General features: G+C 62.2%; 20 protein-coding genes. 4 read left to right on the top strand and 16 right to left on the bottom strand.

All coding sequences use genetic code 11. The annotated features are described in order from the left end of the window. Positions 1-62 precede the first annotated feature (62 nt). From BGK68_RS13940 to rpsP, 5 genes are all read right to left on the bottom strand, one after another. A complete protein-coding gene (locus tag BGK68_RS13940; RefSeq protein ID WP_075257597.1) occupies positions 63-734 on the bottom strand; it encodes a CoA pyrophosphatase in 672 nt (223 codons plus the stop codon). Between the two features lie 106 nt (positions 735-840). Beyond that, positions 841-1,224, bottom strand: a complete 384-nt coding sequence (gene rplS, locus BGK68_RS13935; protein WP_008327243.1) for a 50S ribosomal protein L19 — start codon at positions 1,222-1,224, stop codon at positions 841-843. 165 nt (positions 1,225-1,389) lie between these two features. Continuing rightward, positions 1,390-2,163: a tRNA (guanosine(37)-N1)-methyltransferase TrmD gene (trmD, locus tag BGK68_RS13930; RefSeq protein ID WP_075257596.1), complete on the bottom strand. Its 774-nt coding sequence runs from the start codon at positions 2,161-2,163 to the stop codon at positions 1,390-1,392. Between the two features lie 84 nt (positions 2,164-2,247). Beyond that, on the bottom strand, positions 2,248-2,868 hold the full coding sequence (rimM, locus tag BGK68_RS13925) for a ribosome maturation factor RimM (protein ID WP_075257595.1): 621 nt from the start codon (positions 2,866-2,868) through the stop codon (positions 2,248-2,250). Positions 2,869-2,938: 70 nt separating this feature from the next. Further along, positions 2,939-3,193 (bottom strand): 30S ribosomal protein S16, encoded by a 255-nt coding sequence (rpsP, locus tag BGK68_RS13920; RefSeq protein ID WP_075257594.1) that lies wholly within the window; start codon positions 3,191-3,193, stop codon positions 2,939-2,941. Positions 3,194-3,505: 312 nt separating this feature from the next. Here rpsP and BGK68_RS13915 point away from each other — a divergent pair, with 312 nt between their 5' ends. After that, positions 3,506-3,928 (top strand): NINE protein, encoded by a 423-nt coding sequence (locus tag BGK68_RS13915; RefSeq protein WP_083657810.1) that lies wholly within the window; start codon positions 3,506-3,508, stop codon positions 3,926-3,928. Between the two features lie 81 nt (positions 3,929-4,009). Here the strand turns inward: BGK68_RS13915 and BGK68_RS13910 are convergent, their stop codons facing one another. The 11 genes from BGK68_RS13910 to BGK68_RS13860 all read right to left on the bottom strand — a co-directional run bounded on the left by BGK68_RS13910 (position 4,010) and on the right by BGK68_RS13860 (position 15,017). Further along, complete coding sequence (locus BGK68_RS13910; RefSeq protein ID WP_075257593.1) at positions 4,010-5,794, bottom strand: acyl-CoA dehydrogenase; 1,785 nt, start codon at positions 5,792-5,794, stop codon at positions 4,010-4,012. 95 nt (positions 5,795-5,889) lie between these two features. Continuing rightward, the gene (locus BGK68_RS13905; protein ID WP_075257592.1) at positions 5,890-6,819 is read right to left on the bottom strand and encodes an electron transfer flavoprotein subunit alpha/FixB family protein; all 930 of its coding nucleotides are present in this window, start codon (positions 6,817-6,819) and stop codon (positions 5,890-5,892) included. 2 nt (positions 6,820-6,821) lie between these two features. Further along, positions 6,822-7,577 carry an electron transfer flavoprotein subunit beta/FixA family protein gene (locus tag BGK68_RS13900; RefSeq protein WP_075257591.1) on the bottom strand — a complete coding sequence of 252 codons (756 nt, stop codon included), beginning with the start codon at positions 7,575-7,577 and terminating at the stop codon, positions 6,822-6,824. A 220-nt stretch (positions 7,578-7,797) separates the two neighbouring features. Beyond that, positions 7,798-8,757 carry a 2-hydroxyacid dehydrogenase gene (locus tag BGK68_RS13895; protein ID WP_075257590.1) on the bottom strand — a complete coding sequence of 320 codons (960 nt, stop codon included), beginning with the start codon at positions 8,755-8,757 and terminating at the stop codon, positions 7,798-7,800. 163 nt (positions 8,758-8,920) lie between these two features. Further along, positions 8,921-9,862, bottom strand: coding sequence for a sugar kinase (locus BGK68_RS13890; RefSeq protein ID WP_075257589.1), 942 nt, complete (start codon positions 9,860-9,862; stop codon positions 8,921-8,923). Positions 9,863-9,873: 11 nt separating this feature from the next. Beyond that, complete coding sequence (locus BGK68_RS13885) at positions 9,874-10,617, bottom strand: sugar phosphate isomerase/epimerase family protein (RefSeq protein ID WP_075257588.1); 744 nt, start codon at positions 10,615-10,617, stop codon at positions 9,874-9,876. After that, complete coding sequence (locus BGK68_RS13880; RefSeq protein ID WP_013233516.1) at positions 10,614-11,348, bottom strand: amino acid ABC transporter ATP-binding protein; 735 nt, start codon at positions 11,346-11,348, stop codon at positions 10,614-10,616. The genes BGK68_RS13885 and BGK68_RS13880 overlap by 4 nt, the downstream gene beginning before the upstream one ends. Next, the gene (locus BGK68_RS13875) at positions 11,335-11,985 is read right to left on the bottom strand and encodes an amino acid ABC transporter permease (protein WP_075257587.1); all 651 of its coding nucleotides are present in this window, start codon (positions 11,983-11,985) and stop codon (positions 11,335-11,337) included. Before BGK68_RS13875 ends, BGK68_RS13880 begins: the two co-directional genes overlap by 14 nt. Beyond that, entirely contained in the window at positions 11,985-12,680 is a 696-nt protein-coding gene (locus tag BGK68_RS13870) for an amino acid ABC transporter permease (RefSeq protein ID WP_013233514.1), read from the bottom strand. The genes BGK68_RS13875 and BGK68_RS13870 overlap by 1 nt, the downstream gene beginning before the upstream one ends. A gap of 119 nt (positions 12,681-12,799) precedes the next feature. Next, positions 12,800-13,603: a transporter substrate-binding domain-containing protein gene (locus BGK68_RS13865; protein ID WP_075257586.1), complete on the bottom strand. Its 804-nt coding sequence runs from the start codon at positions 13,601-13,603 to the stop codon at positions 12,800-12,802. Positions 13,604-13,916: 313 nt separating this feature from the next. Continuing rightward, a complete protein-coding gene (locus BGK68_RS13860) occupies positions 13,917-15,017 on the bottom strand; it encodes a LacI family DNA-binding transcriptional regulator (RefSeq protein WP_198937204.1) in 1,101 nt (366 codons plus the stop codon). A 282-nt stretch (positions 15,018-15,299) separates the two neighbouring features. Between BGK68_RS13860 and BGK68_RS13855 the strand changes: the two genes are divergently transcribed. The 3 genes from BGK68_RS13855 (at position 15,300) to BGK68_RS13845 (ending at position 19,570) form a co-directional block, all read left to right on the top strand. After that, positions 15,300-17,435, top strand: a complete 2,136-nt coding sequence (locus BGK68_RS13855) for a TonB-dependent siderophore receptor (RefSeq protein ID WP_075257584.1) — start codon at positions 15,300-15,302, stop codon at positions 17,433-17,435. 92 nt (positions 17,436-17,527) lie between these two features. Then, on the top strand, positions 17,528-17,968 hold the full coding sequence (gene mchS3 / locus BGK68_RS13850) for an MchS3 family protein (RefSeq protein ID WP_075257583.1): 441 nt from the start codon (positions 17,528-17,530) through the stop codon (positions 17,966-17,968). Positions 17,969-18,385: 417 nt separating this feature from the next. After that, positions 18,386-19,570 (top strand): acyl-CoA dehydrogenase family protein, encoded by a 1,185-nt coding sequence (locus BGK68_RS13845; protein WP_075257582.1) that lies wholly within the window; start codon positions 18,386-18,388, stop codon positions 19,568-19,570. The last annotated feature ends 15 nt before the right edge of the window (positions 19,571-19,585 follow it).

The raw sequence follows: 19,585 nt of genomic DNA, 5'->3' as shown, positions 1-19,585 counted from the left end.
CTTTTACACCGATATGCAGACTTGATCGGCTGACATCGTTTTGAAGCTGCGCCCTGCCCCACTCAGCTGCGCAGGAAGTGGAACAGGTTGCGCAACATGCCGGCGGTCGCCCCCCAGATGAAGTAACGGTCATACGGCATCGTGTAGAAACTGCGCCGGCCCACCGGAGCCGGCAGCTCTACCGAACGGCGCTGGTGGTTGACGCCATCCATGAGGAAGGCCAGCGGCACCTCGAAGATCTCGGCCACTTCGCGCGGATCGCCGATGGCCTCGAAGGGCGGCTGGATCAGGCCCGCCACGGGCGTGACGCGATAACCCGTGCCGGTGAAATAGTCCGGCAGGGAGCCGATGATCTCGATGTGCTGGCGCGCCAGGCCGATTTCTTCCTCGGTCTCGCGCAGGGCAGTCTCGATGGCCGAGCCGTCATAGTCTTCACGGCGACCGCCGGGGAAGCTGATCTGCCCTGCGTGATCCCTCAGATCTGCAGTGCGTCGCGTGAACAGTATCGTCATCCCCTGCTCACGCAGGACGATGGGGATCAGCACCGAAGCCAGCCGGAAGCGCCCCTTGGATTCGGCCAGGCGCGCCATCTGGTCGCCGCTGTGCTCGGGCTCCCAGCGCGGTGGGTCGGCGAAGCGCTGGCGCAGCCAGTCGGCATTGAGGCGCGCAGCCTCCAGCGCGCCTTCACCGGCGACGGCGTCCACAGGCAGATTGACGGGATCGAAACTGGCCACGTTGTGCTCGCTTCATCGAGGTTGGCAGAACATTAATGCAGTAGACGGAAACGAAAAAGGGGCGTCGTAAGACACCCCTTTTCCTGACGCATCAACAGGCGACCGATTACTCGGCAGCAGCAGCCTTTGCCGCACGGCTGGGCAGCTTTTCCTTGATACGTGCCGACTTGCCCGAACGTTCGCGCAGGTAGTACAGCTTGGCACGACGCACGTCACCACGACGCTTGACTTCGATCGAGGCGATCAGCGGCGAGTACAGCTGGAAGGTACGCTCAACGCCTTCACCCGAAGAAATCTTGCGGACGATGAAGTTGGAGTTCAGACCACGGTTACGGCGGGCGATGACCACGCCTTCGTAAGCCTGAGCGCGCTTGCGGGTACCTTCAACCACGTTCACGTTGACAATCACGGTGTCGCCGGGGGCGAAGTCGGGAATGTTCTTGGCGAGACGCGCGATCTCTTCTTGCTCGAGTTGCTGGATCAGATCCATTTTTTGCTCCTGTAACCATCTTGCCGGCGCCGTTGCCACGAGGGCTGATTGTATAGCCCGGTAGAGGATGGGGTTTCAAACACGGTGGCCTGGACCACCGCACGGTGCAAACCCATTGCTGGGCCTGCGGTACTACATTTGCTGCTAATTTGCTGCCATTTGCTACTAAGACTTCGGGTTAGCGGCCTGCTGCGGCAGACTGCCCAGAAACTTTTCATCGGCCTTGCTCAACAGCCCCTGCTCCCTCGCCCTGACGATGAGGTCGGGACGCTTGGCCTGGGTGGCTTCCAGCGCCCGCTGCCGGCGCCATTTCTGGATCTCGGCATGGTGTCCCCCCAACAGGATGGAGGGCACCGGTTCACCTTCATAGACTTCCGGACGCGTGTAATGCGGTGAATCCAGCAGTCCATTGACGAAGCTGTCTTCCACCGCCGAGGCGCTGTCGTTGAGCGCCCCCGGCAACAGCCGGATCACGGCATCCATCAGCGCCATCGCCGGCAGCTCGCCGCCGGAGAGGACGAAGTCGCCGATACTGATTTCCTCGTCCACGCACTTGTCGAGCAAGCGCTGGTCGATCGCTTCATAGCGTCCGCACAGCAGCACCGCCCCGCTGTCCTGCGACAGCCGCACCACGCGCTCATGCGTCAGCGGTGCGCCTTGCGGCGACAGGTAGATCACACGCGGCTTGGCCAGGCCCAGCGCCCGCTGACGCTGCTGCGCCGCCTCGATGGCGGCCTGCAGCGGCTTGGCCAGCATCACCATGCCGGGGCCGCCGCCATAGGGGCGGTCATCCACGGTACGGTGATTGTCGGTCGTGAATTCACGCGGATTCCACAACTGCAAGCCCCAGCGCTGCTGCTCCAGCGCCCGACGGGTAATGCCGGACTGCGTGAGCGCAGCGAACATCTCGGGAAACAGAGTGACGACGTCAAACTGCATCACGCCTCCATTTCCTGATATCTCTTGAATCTTGTGAATCCCTTGACATCAGCGAGCCGGAAAAGCAAAAACTGACCTCGAAGGTCAGTAATCCTTGTCCCAGTCGACGATGATCTTTTTTTCGCTCTGCTGCACCGTCTTGACGAACTGATCGACAAACGGAATCAGCAGTTCGGGTGTCGCCGCAGATTTCTCCTTGGCACCCTTCTTCGGCTTTGCGTCGGCAGCGGGTTCCGGTTGCGGCTCGGGCGCAGTTTCCTGCACCGGGGCCTTCACCACCAGGATGGGATGAGCGCCGTTGTCCATCATATCGGACACCACGCCCAAGGCTTCACCCTGGAGATTTTCCACTGCCGAGCCGATCAGATCGACCCAGTAGAATTCATTGTCATCCAGCGCCGGGAAGTGCTTGCGGGAGATGGAAACCACCGTTCCCTTCATCGCTTCGGCCGCATTGCGGTCGGCGACCCCGGTCAGGCGCGCAACGACATCGCCGCTGTGCCCCTTGGACTGCATGACATCGACGTCCTGCTTGGGCTGGCCGGACTTCTCCAGCCACCAGGTCTTGGCATTCAACAAGGCATCTGCCTCAGAAGAATAAGGGCGCACGCGAATCCAGCCCTGGATTCCGTAGGCTCCGGTCACATGGCCGACGGTCACGAGATCGTCGGGTGCGGAGAACCCCGCCTGGGCTGGATGAGTCATGAGTACACCAGACCTGTTCTTCATCCGTGCGCCAGCAGGACTGACGCGGAATCAGACAGGAAAACCTGTATTAGGCAGCAGCCTTGGAACCGGCTTGAGCGACCAGGCGAGCAACGGTCGGCGACAGTTGTGCGCCAACGCCTTGCCAGTGAGCCAGACGGTCAGCAGCGATACGCACGATTTCTTCCTTGCCGGAAGCGACCGGGTTGTAGAAGCCGATGCGCTCGATGAAACGGCCATCGCGACGATTGCGCGAGTCGGTTGCAACGATGTTGTAGAAGGGGCGCTTCTTGGCGCCGCCACGAGCTAAACGAATAACGACCATAATGGTTCCAGTAAGAATACGGACACGGAAAAGCCGCAGATTATAACGGACTTCCGCACACCCGGGCAAGCTGCTTGGCGCTTTTGTGCAGCAGACCAACGCATTGCCCCAATAAAAAGCGCCGAAACTGATGTCAAATCGCATCAGAAAACACCAGAACGGCTCCCCACCCCGCCTCAACAGCCAGTCATGACATGTCCAGCGGGAAATTCCTGCACGCCCCAGGCTCGGCTATACTGCCTCGATATCCTGAGAACAACATTGCCAGGGCTTCATCTCCCATGGCACAAACCAGAACAAAGAGACATCAGCATGCCCCCAGACCACCGCCACAAGAACAAGACCCTGACGACCTTCCTGGCCACCACGCTGGGCAGCATCGGCCTGCATCGCTTCTATCTCTATGGCGCGCGCGACCGTTTCGGCTGGCTGCACATCCTGGCCATTCCGCTGTCGCTGGGCCTGATGGCGGCCCAGCCGGAAGCGCCCCGGCTGTTCACCGCCCTGCCCTTTGTGCTGTCGATGCTCATCGCCTGCCTGGAAGCGCTGGTGATCGGCCTGACCCCGGATGACAAATGGGATGCCCGCCACAACGCCGGCAGCGGCAAGAGCTCGGAATCGCACTGGATCCTGGCCGTGATCCTGGTGCTGACCGTGGGCCTGGGGGCCATGGGCGTGATCGCCCTGCTGGCGCGCAGCTTCGATCTGCTCTTCACCGGCGGCGCCTTCGGCTGATCCCCTGCCCCATCAAATAGACAAGCCCGGAACACCGCTCTGCGGTGTTCCGGGCTTTTGTTTGCGCCAGAAATCAGGAAATCAGAACTGCTCCTCGGCCAAGGCCATCACCGCCGCACCGCAATCGACGATGGCCGTACGATAGGCCAGCGCCTGCGGCAGGATCTGATCGGCATAGAAACGCGCCGTGGCCAGCTTGGCCTCATAGAACTTGCCATCACCCTCGCCCGCCTTGAGCTTGGCCGCAGAGACAGCTGCAGCACGCGCCATCTGCCAACCGCCCAAGACCACACCGGCCATTTTCAGATACGGGACGCTGCCAGCAAAGACCGCCTTGATATCGCTCTTGACGTTGGCCACCACATAATCGACCACCTGCTCCAGCGCATCGGCCGCCTCACCCAGGCGCGCCGCGATGGGCTGCAACTGGGCATCACCTTGCAGTTCGGAGACCGTCTTGCGCACCTGGGCGAGGATGCCCTTGGCCACGGCGCCGCCATCACGGGCGGTCTTGCGGCCCACCAGGTCATTGGCCTGGATGGCGGTGGTACCTTCGTAGATCGGCAGGATGCGGGCGTCACGGTAATACTGGGCCGCGCCAGTTTCCTCGATGAAGCCCATACCGCCATGCACCTGCACGCCGGTGGAAGTCACATCGATGGACATCTCGGTGATCCAGCCCTTGACGATGGGCACCAGGTATTCGTAGAAGGCCTGGTTGGACTTGCGGGTGGCCTCGTCATCGCTGAAGTGGGCCGCATCCGAAGTGGCGGCCGCCACATAGGACAGCGCACGTGCCGCCTCGATCTGGGCGCGCATGGACATCAACATGCGGCGCACGTCGGGCTGGTGGATGATGGCCACAGGACCGGGTGAACCGGCCAGGTCGCGCGACTGTACGCGATCCTTGGCATAGGCCACAGCCTTCTGATAGGCCCGTTCCGACACCGACAGACCCTGGATGCCCACGGCAAAGCGCGCCGCATTCATCATGATGAACATGTATTCCAGGCCGCGATTCTCTTCGCCGACCAGGGTGCCGATGGCGCCGCCATGGTCGCCGAACTGCAGCACGGCGGTCGGACTGGCCTTGATGCCCAGCTTGTGTTCGATGGAGACGCAATGCACGTCATTGCGCGCGCCCAGCGAACCGTCGGCGTTGACCAGGAACTTGGGCACGATGAACAGCGAAATGCCCTTCACCCCTTCGGGCGCATTGGGCGTGCGGGCCAGCACCAGATGGACGATGTTCTCGGCCATGTCATGCTCGCCATAGGTGATGAAGATCTTGGTGCCGAAGAGCTTGTAGGTCCCGTCACCCTCCGGCACCGCGCGGGTACGCACCAGCGCCAGGTCGGAACCGGCCTGAGGCTCGGTCAGGTTCATGGTGCCGGTCCACTTGCCGGAGATGAAGTTGGCGATGAAGGTTTCCTTCTGCTCCTGGGTGCCGGCGGTCATCAGCGCTTCGATGGTGCCATCGGTCAGCAGCGGGCACAGTGCGAAGGACAGATTGGCCGAGTTCAGCATTTCGATGCAGGGCGTGGCCAGCAGCTTGGGCAGGCCCTGGCCGCCGAACTCCACTGGATGCTGCACGCCTTGCCAGCCAGCCTCGCCGAACTGGCGGAAGGCTTCCTTGAAACCGGGGCTGGTCGTCACCTTGCCGTCGGCCCAGCTGCTGGGCTCCTTGTCGGCGGAGTGATTGAGCGGGGCCACTACCTCACTGCAGAACTTGGCGTTTTCCTCGAGGATGGCCTCGGCCGTTTCCGGCGTGGCGTCTTCGCAGCCGGGCAACGCATTCACAGCCGCCAGGCCGGCCAGCTCGTTCATGACGAACAACATATCCTTCACGGGCGCGGTGTAACTCATCTCCAACCTCCATTGCGGACCGCTCTACCGGCGTTCCTTGCTTGCACGAAAACACCCCGGCCTGAGCCGGGGCGGATACTACGGTTCAACGGGCATCAGCCAAGCTGCTTGACCAGCTCCGGCACGACCTCGAAGAGGTCGCCCACCAGGCCATAGTCAGCCACCGAGAAGATCGGCGCTTCCTCGTCCTTGTTGATGGCCACGATGACCTTGGAGTCCTTCATGCCGGCCAGGTGCTGGATCGCGCCGGAGATACCGACGGCGATATACAGCTGCGGGGCGACGATCTTGCCGGTCTGGCCAACTTGCCAGTCGTTGGGCACGTAGCCCGCATCGACGGCGGCGCGGGAAGCGCCCATGGCGGCGTTCAACTTGTCGGCCAGCGGCTCGAGGATCTTGAAGCTTTCGGCAGAACCCATGCCACGGCCACCGGAGACGATGATCTTGGCAGCGGTCAGTTCCGGACGATCCGACTTGGCGACCTCACGGCCAACGAAGCTGGACTTGCCCGAATCAGCCACAGCGGGGATGCTTTCCACGGCAGCCGAGCCACCAAGTGCGGCCGGATCGAAACCGGTGGTCCGCACGGTGATGACCTTGATCGGGTCGATCGACTGCACGGTCGCAATGGCGTTGCCGGCGTAGATGGGACGTTCGAAGGTATCGGCCGACTCCACCTTGGTGATGTCGGAAATCTGGCCCACGTCCAGCTTGGCGGCCACGCGCGGCAGGATGTTCTTGCCGTAGGCGGTGGCGGGCGCCAGGATGTGGCTGTAATCCTTGGCGATGGCCAGGACTTGTTCAGCGACATTCTCGGCCAGGCCATCGGCGAACTGCGGGGCATCGGCCAGCAGTACCTTCGCCACGCCTGCCACTTGGGCGGCTGCGTCAGCGGCGGCCTTGGCGTTGGCGCCGGCCACCAGGACGTGGACATCGCCACTGGCTTGCGCTGCGGCGGTGATGGTGTTGAGGGTGCTGCCCTTCAGGCTAACGTTGTCGTGTTCAGCAATAACGAGTGCGGTCATGATCAGATCACCTTGGCTTCATTTTTCAGTTTGGCGACCAGGGTCGCGACATCCGGCACCTTCACGCCGGCGCTGCGCTTGGCGGGCTCAGTGACCTTCAAGGTCTTCACGCGCGGGGCGACGTCCACGCCCAGCTCTTCGGGCTTGACGGTGTCCAGTTGCTTCTTCTTGGCCTTCATGATGTTGGGCAACGTGACGTAACGCGGCTCGTTCAGGCGCAGGTCGGTGGTGATGATGGCCGGCAGGGTCAGGGCCAGGGTTTCCAGGCCGCCGTCCACTTCGCGGGTCACGGTGACCTTACCCTCTTCCAGCACGACCTTGGAGGCGAAGGTGGCTTGCGGCCAACCCAAGAGCGCCGCCAGCATCTGGCCGGTCTGGTTGCAGTCGTCGTCGATGGCCTGCTTGCCCAGGATGATCAGTTGCGGCTGCTCCTTCTCGGCCAGGGCCTTCAGGATCTTGGCCACGGCCAGCGGTTGCAGTTCGACATCGGCCGCCACTTCGGCCAGGATGCCGCGATCGGCGCCAATGGCCATGGCGGTGCGCAGGGTTTCCTGGCATTGGGTCACGCCGGCGGAGACGGCGATCACTTCGGTGACACGGCCAGCCTCTTTCAGGCGCACGGCTTCTTCCACCGCGATTTCGTCAAACGGGTTCATCGACATCTTGACGTTGGCGATATCGACGCCGCTGCCGTCGCTCTTGACGCGCACCTTGACGTTGTAATCCACGACGCGCTTGACTGGTACTAATACTTTCATCGCATGGCCCTTGCAAAAAGGAATTGACGTAAACGTAAACTTCCGCAGGATTATAAAAGCAAAACGGGGTGCCTACCGGTTTTTAGCACGATCGTTCTTTTTAATGTTCGCAGCATACACCAAAGATTCACGTGAGCGGAAGAGGAAATGAAGAGAAGCTGAAAAAAACTTCACGCCGCGGAATTGAAGCGCGGCCTGCCCGCAGGCAACACCGCGCTGTTCAGACCGCCAGGTGGGGCACCGGTTCGCCGCGCAGACCGGCCAGCAGATTGGAGACAGCCAGCTCGGCCATGGCCAGGCGGGTTTCATGAGTGGCCGAGCCGATATGGGGCAAGGCCACCACGTTGGGAAGTTGCAGCAGGGGCGACTCGGCTGGCAGCGGCTCGACCTCGAACACATCCAGGCCGGCGCCATAGATGGTCTTGTCCTGCAGGGCCGTAATGAGCGCCGCCTCATCGACGATGCGCCCGCGTGAGGCATTGATGAAGATGGCGCTGCGCTTCATCATCGCAAATTCGCGCGCGCCGATCAGGCGTTCGGTATCGGCGTTCAAGGGCAGCATCACGCAGACGAAATCCGCCTGGGCCAGCAATTCGTCCTGGCTGACGTAGCGCGCATCGAGTTCGCGCTCGGCTTGCGGATCGGGGCGGCGGTTGTGATACAGGATGGGCATACCGAAACCATGATGCGCCCGCCGCGCCACCGCAGAGCCGATGCGACCCATGCCGATCAGGCCCAGCGTCTTGCCGTGCACGTTCACGCCGAACTGGGCCTCACCGATGCTGCCCTTCCAGCGACCGGCCTTGACGAACTCGGCCAGTTCCACCACGCGGCGTGCAGTGGAGAGGATCAAGGCAAAGATGGTGTCAGCAGTGGCTTCGGTGAGCACACCGGGCGTATGGGCCAGCATCAGAGCGCGCCGGCGAAAATAATCGAGGTCGAAATTGTCCACGCCCACCGAGATGGTGGAGACGATCTTCAACTGCGGGGCAGCCTCCAGCATGGCGTTGGTGATGGGCAGGCTGGCGCCGATCATGCCGTGGGCGGTCTTCAAGGCCGCGAGGAAATCGGCGCGGTTGTCTTGCGTAATACGGTCGAACAGCGTCACATCACATTCCGCTTGCAGGCGTTGCAGCAGATGTTCGGGCAATTTTTTGTAGACGACTACGTGCGGCTTCATGACGATTCCTGTCAGATAAAAGAGTGCGCCAACTTTGATCACCCAACTACCGTTCGGGCTGAGTAGGCCCGCAGAGCCGTATCGAAGACGCGCCGTCGGAGCACCTTCGATACGCGGCTTCGCCGCTACTCAGTCCGAACGGGGCGAGGGTTTCGGACAAGCGCTAGGACGCTGCCTCCAGTTCGGCCCGGGTGGGCAAGCCTTCCATGTCTCCCACCACCTGGATAGCGAACGCCCCGATGCGGTTGCCGCGCATGACGGCTTGCGGCACCGGCAAGCCTTCCAGCATCCCGCTGATGACGCCCACCGCGAAACCGTCCCCGGCCCCCACGGTATCGACCACTTCCTTCACCGGCACACCGGCCACCCTGCCCTCGCCTTCACTGTTGCGCCAGTAAGCGCCCTCGGCACCCAGCTTGATGACCACCATCTTCACGCCGCGCTCCAGGTAGAAGCCGGCAATGGCGTGCGGATCTTCATATCCGGTCAGCAGCGTGCCTTCCGACAATCCCGGCAGCATCCAGTCCGCCTTGAAGGCCAGCGCATTCAACTGCTGCGCCATGACTTCGCGCGAGGGCCACAGCATCGGCCGCAGGTTGGGGTCGAAGGAAATCGTCTTGCCCTGCGCGCGCATGAAATCCATGGCCTGATGGGCAAAGGCCATGGTCGTAGGCGACAAGGCCGGTGCAATGCCGGTGGCATGCAAGTGACGCGCCGCGCCGAAATAGCCGGCATCGAAATCGTCCACCGACAGATGGCTGGCCGCCGAACCCTTGCGGTAATACTCGATGGCGGGATCGGCCCCACCGACGGCCTTGGCCTTCAACTGGATGGCAGTGCGAAATTCCATGTCGGTCAGCACGCGGCTGACATCCACCCCCTCCTGCGCTACCCGCTGGCGGATGAAGCGGCCGAAGGCATCATTGCCCACGCGGCTGGCCCAGCCCACCTTCAAGCCCAGGCGCGCCAGGCCGATGGCCACATTGGTCTCGGCGCCGGCCAGGCGGCGCGTGTATTTCTCCACTTCCTCAAACGGGCCGACCTCATCGGCTACCAGCAAGGCCAGGGCCTCGCCCCAGGTCACCACATCCAGTTGCATCGTCATTGTGCTTGTCCTCAGACGGCCGCCAGCATCGCCACGTGGCGGCGCGTCGTTTCTTCCAGGTCGCTGCCGACCAGCGGGAATTCGATGGCGCGCAGGATGCCTGTGGGGAAATGCGCCAGCATCTCCTGCCAGTGGCTGTCCTGCGCCTGCAGCGGCACGGCCTTCAATTTGCCATGACTTTCCTGCACGCCCTTGCAATGCACATAGCGCACGTGCGGCGCCAGCGAACGCGCAGCCGTCTCGGGATCGACACCTTGCCAGCGCCAGTTGCCCATGTCGAAGGTCATGCCGAAGGCATAACCATTGCCGGTACACAGGGCCAGAAAACTGACGATGGGTTCCAGCCGCCCGCCCTGCGGGGTCTGGTCGTTTTCCAGCAGGACTTCGATGGGGGAATGCGAGAGGAAGCGCAGCAGCGATTGCAGATCGCTGCCTGCAGAAAAATGGCCGAGCGATACTTTCAGGAAACGTGCGCCGATCTCCTCGGCCTCGCTCATCGCCTGGCCGATCTGCTCGCGATCAAATCGCCCATCGGCGCGGAACAATTCAAACGGCGCCGAATAGACCGAAAACAGCTTGTGCTGCGCCAGCAATTCCCGCAAGGCCGGCAGATCCTGCGGACCATCGAACAGCTCGCGCCGTATCTCCAGCCCCGCCGCGCCGGCCGCCGCCACCATCGGAACCAGATCGGCATGGCCCACCCGCCGCACCAGATCGGCCCCATAGGCCGAGGCGGCGACCAGGACCGGGCTCATTTGATGGCCCCGGCGCCGATGAACTGCCTGGCTTCCGGCGTCTGCGGATCGGCGAAGAATTCCTCCGAGGGGCGCGCTTCCCACACCTTGCCCTGGTGCATGAACACGGTGAGGTCAGCCACCCGGCGCGCAAACTCCATCTCGTGCGTCACCAGCAGCATGGTCATGCCGCCGCGCGCCAGCTCTTCCATCACCTTCAGCACTTCGGCGGTCAGTTCCGGGTCCAGCGCCGAGGTCACTTCATCGAACAACATCACCTGCGGCTCCATGGCCAGCGAACGGGCAATGGCCACCCGCTGCTGCTGGCCGCCGGAGAGCTGCTCGGGATAGGCGTCGCGCTTGTGGTCCAGGCCGACCTGCTTCAAGACCTTGATGGCGGTCTCGCGGGCAGTCTCGGTGGCGGTCTTCTTGACGATGCGGGGTGACAGCATGATGTTCTCCTCCACGGTCAGGTGCGGAAAGAGATTGTAATGCTGGAACACCATGCCCACATCCTTGCGCAATTCGATGAGGTGTTCATGCTTGTGGGTCAGCTTGTGGCCAGCCACCGTAATACTGCCGCCATCAATGGTCTCCAGGCCGTTAATGCAGCGCAGCATGGTGCTCTTGCCAGAGCCCGACCGGCCGATGATGGCCACCACCTGGCCGCGCTCGACCGACAGCGAAATGCCGTTCAACACCTGGTTGCTGCCGAAGCGCTTGGTGATGTTGTTGATCTCAACGATGGGCATGGTATTTCCTCTCTAAGGCAAAGGCGAAGCGCGACAGCGGATAGCAGAAAACGAAGTAGATGCCGGCCACGATGGGGAAGACCAGGAAAGGCTGGAAGGTCGCATTGCTGACCAGCTTGCCGGCCTGCGCCAGTTCCACCAGGCCGATGATGGAAGCGATCGAGGTGTTCTTGACGATCTGCACCAGGAAGCCCACGGTGGGCGGCAGCGAGATGCGCACCGCCTGCGGCAGGATCACGTAGCGCAGTTGCTGCCAGCGCGTCATGGCCAGGGCGGTTGAGGCTTCCCACTGCGGCACCGGCACGGCCTCGATACAGCCGCGCCAGATCTCGCCGAGATAGGCGCTGGAATAGATCGTCATGGCGATGGTCGCCGCCACCATAGGCGGGAGCTTGTAGCCGAAGATCGCCAGTCCGTAGAACGACAGGAACAGCAGGATCAGCACCGGCGTGCCCTGGATGATCTGGATATACACGGCCGAGAGCAGCCGCAGTGGCGCCAGGTGCGAGGTGCGCATCAAGGCCACGATAAAGCCGGCGATGCCGCCGCCAATGAAGGCCAGGGCTGACAGCAGCAGGGTCCAGCGGGCTGCTTCCAGCAGGAACACGAAGTTGTCGAAGGAAAATTCAGCGAGCATCACATCCTCCTCGGACGAGCCACGCCCAGACGGCGACGGCGTTTGAAGACCACCAGCCCGATCAGCCAGAAGGCCAGGCGGAACAGCAAGGCCAGCAGGATGTAGAGCACCATCACCACCAGATAGATCTCGAAGCTGCGGAAGGTCTCGGCGTCGAGCAGGTTGGCCGTGGCGGTCAACTCTTCAGCCGAGATGGCCGAGACGATGCTGGAGGCCAGCATCATCAGCGTGAACTGGCTGGCCAGGGCCGGATAGACTTTTTCCAGCGCCGGCGTCAACACCACATGGCGGATCACCTGCCACCGCGTCATCGCCAGCGCCTGCGCCGCCTCGATCTGCGAAGGGTGGATCGCCATCATGCCGGCCCGCACGATCTCGGTGGAATAGGCCCCGAGGTTGACCGTCATCGCCACCAGCGCGGCGATATTGGCATCGACCTGCACGCCAATGGAAGGCAGGCCGAAGAAGATGATGAACAGCTGCACCAGGAAAGGCGTACTGCGGATCAGCTCGACATAGGAGGTGACCGCCAGGCGCGCTGGCTTGCTGCCGTGGATGGAAATGATGGCGCCGAAGATCCCCACCGCCAAACCGCAGATCATCGATAGCGCGCTCAGCCGTATGGTGAGCAGCGCGCCGACCAGCAACTGATCCAGGTGCTGGAAGATGAACGCGAACTGAAAATCGTATTGCATCGTGTGCTCCTCCGCCAAACCCGCGCCGCCCGTTCATCCCCTGAGCGGCGCGTGATCTGTTCTTCCAGGTGGCGCACGCGATCCGTGCGCCACCGCTTCTGCAAGACAGTTTCTAGGGATCAGAACACCGGCAGGTTGGGCAGCGGACCAGCCCACTTGCGCGAGATCGCATCCAGTTCGCCGTTGAGCTTGACGTAGTAGATGAAGTTGTTGAGCCACTGTTGCAGCTCATACGAACCCTTGCGCACGGTCATCGAATTGGGTTGCACCGAGTACGGGAACTTGACTTCGATCTTGCCCTGGCCACGGCTCTTGACGATCTCATTGGCCATGGTATTGGGAATGGAAATGGCATCGACCTGGTTCGACAGCAGCGCCTGGGTCACCGTGGAGTCATCCTCGAAACGCACCAGCACCGTCCCCGGAGGGGCCAGGCGGGTCAGCGCAGTGTCGTTGGTGGAACCGCGCGAGACGCCCACTTTCTTCTTCACCAGATCTTCCAGCTTCTTGTAGTTGCTGCCCACCGGGCCGACGATGGAGAGCTCGAAGCCGCTGTAGGGAATGGTGAAGAGCACCGACTTGGCGCGCTCAGGGGTAGGTGCGAGGGTCGCAGCCAGCATATCGACCTTGCCCGACTCCAGCGCCGGGATGCGGGCCGGCGGCACCAGCGGCACGATCTCCACCGGCAGGCCGAGATACTTGCCGATCAGGTTGGCCACATCCACGTCATAGCCGATGGGCGTGCCCTTGGCATCGACCGAGCCGAACGGCGGCGTGCCGCTGACCACGCCGATGGTGATCTTGCCCTTCTTGGTCAGCTCGGCAATGCTCTGCGCGCTGGCCTGCGCAGTGGTGGCCACTGCGCAGGCGGCGGCCAGCGTCAGTGCGAGGAACTTGGCGTTGAAAATCTTCTTGATGCTCATCCTGGTCTCCTGAAAATTTGCCGTGGTGACGGCAGTCCATTGGCTCCATGGAATCCATGGGCTCCAATTTCCGATTGGCCTCGAACCCCTCCCGCAGATTGCCGGATGAGTCCTCCCGCCCTCTTTGCTGCTGCGCCTGCTCTGCGTCAGGTTGGCTTGCGGCCCCGGGGCCGCGACTGCTGAAACTGCTTCTGGCACGTTCGGCTCCGGCGAGGTGGCGCAGAGGCGAACTGAGCTGTCCTGTTGCAAGGTCTTACCAGTGGGGCGAAATAGCCCTTAAAAACGTTGGTACCGGTTCCAGCTGCGCGGCTTTTCAGCCCGTCGCGCCCAGCTTGGCGGCCAGGCGCGCACTGCAGGCACGTCCTTCCTGCGCAGCCACCGCTGCTGTCGAACCCCGGCTGATCAGGCGGCCATCCAGCAGCATTTCCATGCGCACCGAGCGTTCGCCCTGGATGCGCACCAGCAGGCGCTCGATAGCCGTAAAGCCGATTTCATACGTAGGTTGTTCTATCGTGCTGATGCCGCTGCCCACCAGCGGCGACCAGGCCAGTTCGTCAAAGCAGAGCAATCCCACGTCATCGGGGAAGCTCAGCTTCATGCTCTGCAAGGCCAGCGCAATTTGCAGCGACACCATGCCATTGCCCGCCAGCAGCGCCACCCGACCGCCACCGCTGGCGCGACGCAGGAAGAATTCGCGCAGCACCGTGGCCACGTGGCCGGGCTGTTCCACGTCCACCTCCAGCGTCTGGCCATGACAATCGCGCCGCTCCGACATCGCCTGCAGGAAACCCGCCTGCCGCCCCTGGCGCGAACTCACGCCATACAGCGACTGCACCACCAGGGCGATATCGGTATAGCCCTGCGCCAGCAGATGGCGGGTAGCCACTTGCGCCGCCTTGACGTTGTCCAGGCCGACCAGGTCGAAGTCACAGCCTTCCACGTGGCGGTCCAGCAGCACCACCGGAAAGGCGGCCTGCCCCAGCTCATGCAGCGGCGTCACATTGCGCCCCTGGGTATTGAACAGCAGCCCTTCCACGCTATAGGAATGCAGCGCCGCCAGCGATTGCTTCTCACGCGCCTCGTCGTTACCGGTATTGCAGAGCATGAGCGTGTAGCCATGCTTCTGGCAGGCCGCCTCGGCCCCGTGCAGCACCGCCACCGAATAGGGATTGAGGATATCGGCCACCAGCATGCCGATGAGCCGCGTACGCCCACCTTTGAGGCCGCGCGCCATCTGGCTGGGCTGATAGCCCAGGCGCGCAATGGTCTTGCCGATCTGCTCGCGCAGGCGCACCGAGAGCGCGTCGAACTCGCCGCCCAGATAACGCGAAACGCTGGTCTTGGACACGCCGGCCTCCCGCGCAACCTGCGCGATGGTGACCCGGTCGGTGCCGGTCTTGATGCTTTGTCTCACTCTTGCCCGCCAAATCGTTGAACTGCGTCGGTTGATTTGTCCTGCCGGTTCCGGGCTGCTCTTTATATGAATCTTTTGGAACCGGTTCCAAGATAGCAGTCACTTCCGCCCGGGTCAAACCCATTTCAGATGAAAAATTTACAAGCCAGGAATGAAGCCTGGATAGGTTCTCACCATGTAAGACGGTCTTGGCAAGACCTGAGCGGCCGAGCAGGAAATCCTATTGTTTCACCTCCGGATGCGATATCATGAATAAAAACCATTCTCATTAATATCAGATTCATGCCCTCGCTGACTCCAGGCGCCCGCGCCATCCTCCTCGCTTTTTCTGCTTTTTCCACCGTTATCACCAGTAGTTCCGCCCTGGCCCAGACCGCAGCAGCGCAGCCTGCGGACGGCGCCAGCACGGCCCTGCCCACAGTCAGCGTGACCGCTGACGGCTATACCGACAGCAAGTTCAAGGCCACGCAGACCCAGGTCAACAAGTCCGACACGCCTCTGTCGGAAACACCGCAATCGATCTCAGTGGTGACCCGTGCCATGATGGACAGCCAGCAGGCCGTATCACTGTCGGATGCGCTCAAGAACGTCAGCGGGGTGGTCGCGCAGCAATACGGCCGACGCGGCTGGGATGACCTGATCATTCGTGGCCAGGTCGCCTCGGATTCACTGTATCTGGACGGCCTGCGCACCACCGCCAGCAGCCGGGTGGCCGAGCAGTTGTATGGCTTGCAACAAGTGGAAGTGCTCAAGGGGCCGGGTTCTCTACTCTATGGGCTGGTATTGCCAGGCGGCCTGGTCAACATGGTCAGCAAGCGCCCGCAGGGCGGCGACTTCGCCAACGTCGACGTGACCGTTGGCAGCCACGACCTCTACCAGAGCACCGTGGACCTGAACAAGTCGCTCTCCGAGAATGGCAAGCAGGCCTTCCGCATCAATGGCCTCATCTCCAATTCGAACGACGCCACCGACCATGTCTGGTTCAAGAACCGCTACATTGCCCCTTCCCTCTCGCTGGACCTGGGTGCGCGTACCGACTTCACCATCTTGACCAGCTACCAGGAACGCAACTACGTCCGTCAGCAAGGCTTGCCGCTGTCTGGCTCGATCACGCCCAACGCCAGCGGCCCGCTAGCGCGTAGCCTGTTCATCGGCGAGCCGGGCGCACGACCCTATGCTGCCAACGAGACGCGCATCGGCTATTCGCTCACGCACCGCTTTGACGATGGCTGGACGCTCAACAACAACCTGCGTTACCAGCAGTTCACCATGAGCGGCCAGCTTATTTCGATCAACAACCTGACCGGAACCAGCCTCACCCGCAGCGCCATGGATCAGACCTTCGAAGGCCAGACCTTCACCATGGATACCAATGTCCAGCGCAGCTTCGCCACCGCCTGGGGCAAGCACGAAGTCACGCTCGGCACCGACTACATGAATTCACGCGAGCTGGAGCGCACGCTCACCTGTAGCGTGACGCCCCTGAGCAATATCTACAATCCGAGCTACGGCGCCAGGGTGGTCTGTCCCACCCAGCTGACCTCGACCAATGCCAAGCTCAACGACACCTCGGTCCGTGACACCGGCTTCTATGCCCGCGACAAGATCAGCCTGGGCGAGCGCTGGCAATTGCTGGCCGGCGTGCGCCAGGATCGCGCAGCGACCTACACCACCAGCGCTCTCACCGGCAGCCACTCCGACAACGCCTCCAGCGCCACCACCGCCTCGGCCGCCATCATGGTGGAGCTGTGGCACGGCGTACGTCCTTACCTGAGCTACGCCACCTCGTTCTACCCCAACAGCGGTACCGCCTTCGACGGCAGCATCTTCAAGCCCGAGACCGGCAAGCAATGGGAAACGGGCGTGAAGGTCGATCTCGACGAGGGACGCACCAGCATCAACTTTGCCCTCTTCGATCTGCGCCGACGCAACGTACTGGTCACGGACCCTGACCACACCAGCTACAAGATGGCCATCGGCGGACAACGCTCGCAGGGGGGCGAAATCAGCGTGACTTCGGACTTGCGTAATGGACTGAGCCTCAACGCCGCTTATTCCTACACCGCCGCCATCGTCATTGACGACGGCGGCCAGCGCAGCACCACGGTAGGCCAATGGCTGGACAATGTCCCGCGCCACAACTTCACCACCAGCGCCCGTTACCGTTTCTCGGGCGAACTGAGCGGCTGGGAACTCAATGGCGGCGTACGCGGACAGAGCATGATGCGCACCAATGGCTATACTTTGCCAGGCTATGTGCTCGCCGATATCGGCGTGGCCTACAACGCCGAGCGTTGGCGGACGGCGTTGAATGTGAAGAATGTCTTCAATACCGAGTATTATGCCGGCGGGCTGGGCAAGGCGGTCGCGCTGGGGGATGACAGGACGGTGATGCTGACCTTGGGTTATCGATATTGAGCACAAATTAATCGAATGGCCGCAGTTCAGATGCGGCCATTTTTTTGGTTCAATGTGGGGCGAACTTGACCTTACCTGAGGCTGCTACACCGATGAACACATCTTCGATTGCCTGTCTTCTCGTGACATTGATCGTGACGGGATGCGCCACTTCAACTGACGCCGATACCAATGTCGTCCAACTCAGTCGCACTCCCATCTTCGCCCTCGGCCAGGTCGGCTTCATCGGCCACATCAGCCAGAGCGAGCAACACTATCGCCACCTGCTCAAGTCCAGCGATGCGCTGGCCGTCTTCACGCAACTGGTCGATGCTGAGCAAGCCACGCCGGAAGCGCGGCTCTATGCGGCTTGCGGCATCCATGCACTGGCGCCGGCGCAATTCGATGCCGCCACGCGCAAGCTGCGCGATTCTGGCTTGCAGGTGTCCGTCTTGCGCACCGACATCCTCCAGCGCGAACCCGTCGCCCGCAAGCTGGAGCATATCGCGCAGCATGGCTGCGACAGCGCCTACTGGCAATCCGCGAGCCAGTAGCACAGATCATCAGGAACAACGAAAAGAGACGGGTCTCCTCACGGAGCCCGTCTGAAAAGAAGGCCAGAAGGAGCCTCTGCGAAACTGAACGATGGTCGTTTCAATCTGCGTTCCGATAGTAGTCAGGCTTATAGGCAAGAGGCAAATCCGCATCACGGATAAGCCCCATCAATACTTCAAATAATCTGCCGCCGGTGTAGCCAGGCCTCGCAAGTTTGGTGCACGACACCCCGCAATCCCGCTCCCCTGGCGGACTTTCGCCTCATGCAAGTGCATCGACCCGAAACCGCGTGCGCCATCGCGGCGCGTCCTACTGATTATTACTAATATTCATTGCGTCAATTCCTAAATAGAATTTGACCCTACTTTGACCGAGGATGACACTCAGCTACCTCCGTTCAACCAAAGTGGTGCGCCATGAATTCGATCACGCTCGATGTCTATCCCGTCCAGAAAAAAGTCGTCACGGCGCTGCCGCCGCATGCTGACTCGCCCGAGATGGACACCCTCATCGCCGAGGTAACGGCGCGTCGCGATGAGTTCGACCAGTTGGGCCATGTGCCGCGCGACTTGATCGCCACGATGAAGCAGGCCGGCATCTTCCGCTCCAGCACGCCGCGCCGCTTCGGTGGCGAACCGCTGGCGCCCGCGCCCTTCCTGGCCATGGTCGAACGCATCTCGCGCGCCGATGGCTCGACCGGCTGGGTGGCGGCCTTCGGTTCGGCCAATACCTACCTGGCCGCCCTGCCCATCGAGACGCAACGACAGATCTACGCCGACGGCCCCGACCAGGTCTATGCCGGCGGCCTCTATCCCCTGCAGGAAGCCAAGCCAGTTCCCGGCGGCTGGAACATCTCGGGACGCTGGCACTTCGCCAGCGGCTGCAAGGGGGCGGACTGGATAGGCGTGGGCATCAAGGATGGCCGCGGCGACGATGGCGCACCAAAGCCCGCCCTCATGGCCGTCATGCCGGCAGCCGAAGTGGAAATCATCGACAACTGGAACGTGGTCGGCATGCAAGGCACCGGCAGTCACGACACGCGCCTCAAGGACAAATTCGTCGCCCACGAATGGACCTGTGCACGCGGCGCGCCCGGGCTCATCGACGAACCACTGTATCGCTATCCGGCGCTGGCCTACCAGGCTGAAGTGCATGCGGCAGTCAATATCGGACTGGCGCGCGCGGCATTGGACATCGTCACGGACATGGCCGGCGGCGCCAAGATCATGCCGGGCGCCTTGCGGCTGGCTGACCGCGCTTATTACAAGATCAAGCTGGGCATGTCCGAAGCCAAGTGGCGCAGCGCCCGCATGTTCTTCTATGACGCCTGCGAACAGGCCTGGGAACAGATCCTGGCTGGCAACCCCATCAGCGAAGAGACCGACATGATGCTCAAGCTCTCGGCCACCTATGCGGCGCGCGTCTCGATGGAAGTGGTCAACGACGCCTACCAGTCCGCCGGCATGGCGGCCATCCAGCGCACCCACCGCCTGCAGCGCATCGTGCGTGATGCGATGGTGGTGACGCAGCACGCGGCCTTGTCCGAGCTCAATTACGAAAGCGCTGGCGCACTCTTTGCAAAGCTGGGCATCAGGCGCTGAAAGGCGCTTCTCCCA

This window comes from Herbaspirillum camelliae (assembly GCF_001929405.1).
In the GTDB taxonomy this organism is placed as follows: Bacteria; Pseudomonadota; Gammaproteobacteria; order Burkholderiales; family Burkholderiaceae_D; genus Herbaspirillum; species Herbaspirillum seropedicae.
The sequence above is the reverse complement of the archived record's forward strand: the minus strand, read 5'-3'. Positions and strand labels throughout refer to the sequence as shown.